The 3927-nt window shown below is 72.2% G+C and carries 3 protein-coding genes and 1 pseudogene; 2 read left to right on the plus strand and 2 right to left on the minus strand.

The genetic code is table 11. The annotated features are described in order from the left end of the window. Positions 1-837, plus strand: an 837-nt coding sequence (locus MFF42_RS20015) for a vWA domain-containing protein (protein WP_238257315.1), incomplete at its 5' end; no start/stop codon positions are given. A gap of 30 nt (positions 838-867) precedes the next feature. On the opposite strand, the gene MFF42_RS20020 is transcribed toward MFF42_RS20015, so the two are convergent. Together MFF42_RS20020 and MFF42_RS20025 are read right to left on the minus strand one after the other, a co-directional pair. Then, on the minus strand, positions 868-1188 hold the full coding sequence (locus MFF42_RS20020) for a 2Fe-2S iron-sulfur cluster-binding protein (RefSeq protein ID WP_108942160.1): 321 nt from the start codon (positions 1186-1188) through the stop codon (positions 868-870). Positions 1189-1423: 235 nt separating this feature from the next. Beyond that, complete coding sequence (locus tag MFF42_RS20025; protein WP_238257316.1) at positions 1424-1768, minus strand: Hpt domain-containing protein; 345 nt, start codon at positions 1766-1768, stop codon at positions 1424-1426. Between the two features lie 359 nt (positions 1769-2127). On the opposite strand from MFF42_RS20025, the pseudogene MFF42_RS20030 reads away from it, so the two are divergent. Continuing rightward, a pseudogene (locus tag MFF42_RS20030) lies at positions 2128-3927 on the plus strand (hypothetical protein); the annotation flags it as partial.

The raw sequence follows: 3927 nt of genomic DNA on the forward strand, positions 1-3927 counted from the left end.
CTGAAGCAGCGCCTCGCCGAGCAGAAGGGACGCCACCAGGGCGGCTCGAAATGGATCGGCACCGGGGGCACCTCGCCCTTCGGCGCCTACGGCTACAATCCCGAAGGCATCCGCATCGGCCAGGACGGCAACCGCAACTTCCGCGCGGTGAAGGTGTGGGACCGGCGGGAGTTCAAGGATCTCGACGATTCCCGCGAACTCGGCACCCGCTCCATGCGGGTGGCCCTGCGCCGCCTGCGCCGCTTCGCCCGGACGGGGGCGGCCGAGGAACTCGACCTCGACGGCACCATCCGCGAGAGCGCCCGCAAGGGCTTCATCGACGTGAGGCTGCGCCCGGAGCGGCGCAACGCCGTGAAGGTGCTGCTCTTCCTCGATGTCGGCGGCTCGATGGACTGGCACGTGGAACTGGCCGAGGAGCTTTTTTCGGCCGCGCGCTCCGAGTTCAAGCACTTCGCGCACTACTACTTCCACAACTGCCCCTACGAGGCGGTGTGGACGCAGAACCATCGCCGCCACGACGAGCGCATCCCGCTCCTCGACGTGATCCGCACCTACCCGTCCGACTACCGGGTGGTGTTCGTGGGCGACGCCTCCATGAGCCCCTACGAGATCGCCCATCCCGGCGGCTCGGTGGAGCACTGGAACGAGGAGGCGGGCGAGGTCTGGCTCGGCCGCGTGCTCGATCACTTTCCCAAGGCGGTCTGGCTCAATCCCGTCCCGGCCGAGCACTGGGCCTACACCCAATCGATCGGCATGGTCCGCCGGATCGTCTCCGACCGGATGTTTCCGCTGACGCTCGAGGGGCTGGACGGGGCGATGCGGGCGCTGCTGCGATAGGCCGACCGGCAGAGCGCCCTGTCCGGGGCCTCAGCCCTGGCGGGCCGGGGTCGTCACGACGAGGCCGTCGAGTTCGGGTGTCACGCGGATCTGGCAGCACAGGCGCGAGGTCGCGCGCACGTCCGAGGCGAAGTCGAGCATGTCCTGCTCCATCGGCTCGGCGGGCCCGACCTTGTCGGCCCAGGCCTCGTCCACGTAGACGTGGCAGGTGGCGCAGGCGCAGGCGCCGCCGCACTCGGCATCGATCCCCGGAACGTTGTTGCGGATCGCCGTCTCCATGACGGTCGAGCCGACCTCACCATCGATCGTGCGGGCCGTGCCGGCGTGATCGACGTAGGTGATTTTGGGCATACCTTGCTCCGGGACGTGTCGGCGTCCGCCTGCGATCCTTCGAGGGGCGGTGTGGCGCCTGCTTGCGGGCGGCGGCGCAAGAATGCAAGCGGCAAGCGGGCGCTTTTCCGTCGCGCCGACGGCGACGGCGGTGACGGCGCGCGCATCCCTGATCGCCGGCCCGAGCGCCCGGACCGCCGTCGCCCGCCGACGGCAGTCTGGTGCGACCGGTCATGCAAGCCGAAATCCCGTCCGCTCACGCCTCCAGGCCGAAGGCGCCGAGCGTCTCCACCGTCCGCGCCGCGGCGCTCCGCAACGCGTCCAGATCGGCCGTGCCGTCGCCGCGAAGCCCGGTCTCGACGGCCGCGCTCGCCTCGGCGACCCGCATCGCCCCGACGCCCAGGGCCGCGCCCTTGAGGGTGTGGGCGAGGTCGGCCCGCTCCCCCGCCGGGCGCCCCTCCTCCGCCAAGGCCGGCAGCAGCCGGCGGCACTGCTCCTCGAACAGCGTCAGAACCTCGCGGGCGAGATCGGCATCGCCGAAGGTCTGCGCGTCGAGATGGGCGCGATCGAGCAGAGGGGCGAGCTTGTTCTCGACGTCCACGTCCGTCCTCATCGACTGCGTTATAAACGGTTTTCGGCACCGAATGGTCGTTCGACCGGCCCCGACCTGTGGATTAGGCTCGGCACGGCGACCCGCCTGTGGGTGGCGCCGGCTATCCACAGCGCAGGGCCGGCCGGGGCGTACCCGTTTCTGCCTGCAGGCGTCAGAACTTGAGGCGGATGCCGGATCACGGGACCCGGCTTGGTAACCATTCCGTTAAGGTTTCTTGGGTGCGCCGGGCCGATCGGGTATCGGGTGCATGTTCCAAGAGACTAAGGTCCCGTGGGACGTCGGGTAAATCCGTCTCCATTGCGGAGAGCGCGAGCTCCGCCATGGACGGCGATGCGTACGAGGGTTGCATGGCCACCGAGAAGAAGCTGAAGGATCCGGCGGAGGCGGCCCTCTCCGCGATCGAGCAGGCTTTGAATCTGGACATTCCGGCGCCGGGCGAGACCGCCCGCGTCGAGCCCCGCCTCCCCGATGTCGGCGACGGCGACCCGCTGGCCGATCCCTTCTCCGAGGCCGGGGGACGCCGCACCCCGAACCTCGACATCGACCCGTCCGCCTCGGACATTCCCCTGCCGGAGCGCGGGCGCTCGCGCCGCGAGGGCGGCCTCCTGCCCCCCGACCGCTCGCTGGTGGCCAACGACGACCGCCAGAACATCGGCATCCTGCAGCAGACGCTGCGGGTGCGGCCCTCGCGCAAGCCCTACCTCGTCGCCGCCATCGCCTCCTTCCTCTGGCTCAACGGCCTGGTCGCGCTCGCCTGGAACCAGTCCGGCGGCGACCTGAAGACCTTCGTCACCGGGCTCACCGCGCTCCAGGCGGCGGTGGTGGCCACCGCCATCGCCGGGCCGATCGTGCTGTTCCTGATCACGGCGATGCTGGCGGTGCGCGCCCACGAGATGCGCCTCGTCGCCCGCGCCGTCGGCGAGGTGGCGATCCGGCTGGCCGAGCCCGAGAGCTTCTCGACCGACGCGGTGCTGACCATGTCGCAGACCGTGCGCCGCGAGGTCGCCGCCGTCGGCGACGGCGTGGAGCGGGCGCTCGCCCGCGCGGGCGAACTCGAGACCCTGGTGCGCGGCGAGATCTCGACGCTGGAGCGGGCCTATTCCGACAACGAGATTCGCATCCGCAGCCTCGTCGACGAGCTGATCGCCCAGCGCGAGTCCATCGTCGGCAGCGCCGACCGGGTGCGCGGGGCGATCACCGGCTCGCACGAGAACCTGTCGAGCGAGCTGGAGGGCGCGGCCGAGCGCATCGTCGCGGCGATCAACGGCGCGGGCGAGCGCGTGACCGGGGCGCTCGACGCCCGCGGCACCGCGATCAGCGAGGCGCTGGGCGAGGTCGGCGAGCGGGTGGTCGGCAACGTCTCGACCCGCGGCGACGACCTGATCCGCCAGCTCACCGCCACCAGCGAGGGCGTCCGCGGCGGCCTCGAGGAGATCGGCACCAACCTCACCACCGCGCTGCAGCAGCGCGCCGACGAGGTGACGCAGGCCTTCGAGCGCACCGGCGGGGCGCTCACCCGCACGCTCGCCGACAACGCGGGCGCCGTCGCCCAGTCCCTGTCCGAGACCGGCACCGGCCTGATCGAGGCGCTCGACCGCCAGGGCGGCGCCGTGCGCGAGACCTTCGAGCGCTCGACCAAGGGCCTGGAGGAGGCCTTCCTCTCGCGCGGGACCGAGCTGACCGAGCGCTTCGCGCAGACCGGCGGCACGATCACCGCCCGCTTCGCCGAGACCGGCGAGGGCCTGAGCCGCCACTTCGCCGCCACCGGCGCGGCGATCGCCGAGGACATCGCCGCCCGCGGCGCCTCGCTGCGCACCGAGATCGAGGCCGCCGGCGCCGGCGTCTCCGAACTGATCGAGGGACGCGGGCGCGACGCCCAGGCCGCCCTGGCGCTCACCGCCGGCAGCGTCGCCGACAACTTCTCGGCCCGCATCGACGGCGTGCGCGAAGTGTTCCTGGCGGCCGCCACCCGCGCGGCCGAGACCGTGGACGGACGCGGCCTCGAACTCGCCGGCCGCATCGAGGCGGCGGCGACCCGCGTCGACGACGTCATCGCCGTCCAGGGCGGCGCGCTCGCCTCGAACCTCGACGCGGCGGGCGAGCGGGTCGCCGGCCTGATGAACGAGCGCGCGGCCCAGGCGGCCGCC

The sequence above is a fragment of the Methylorubrum podarium genome (assembly GCF_022179745.1).
GTDB classification, from domain to species: Bacteria; Pseudomonadota; Alphaproteobacteria; order Rhizobiales; family Beijerinckiaceae; genus Methylobacterium; species Methylobacterium podarium.

What these genes read in the sequence shown, in the direction of transcription:
- MFF42_RS20020 (WP_108942160.1), bottom strand. Translation starts at nt 1,188, where the DNA reads ATGCCCAAAATCACCTACGTCGATCACGCCGGCACGGCCCGCACGATC.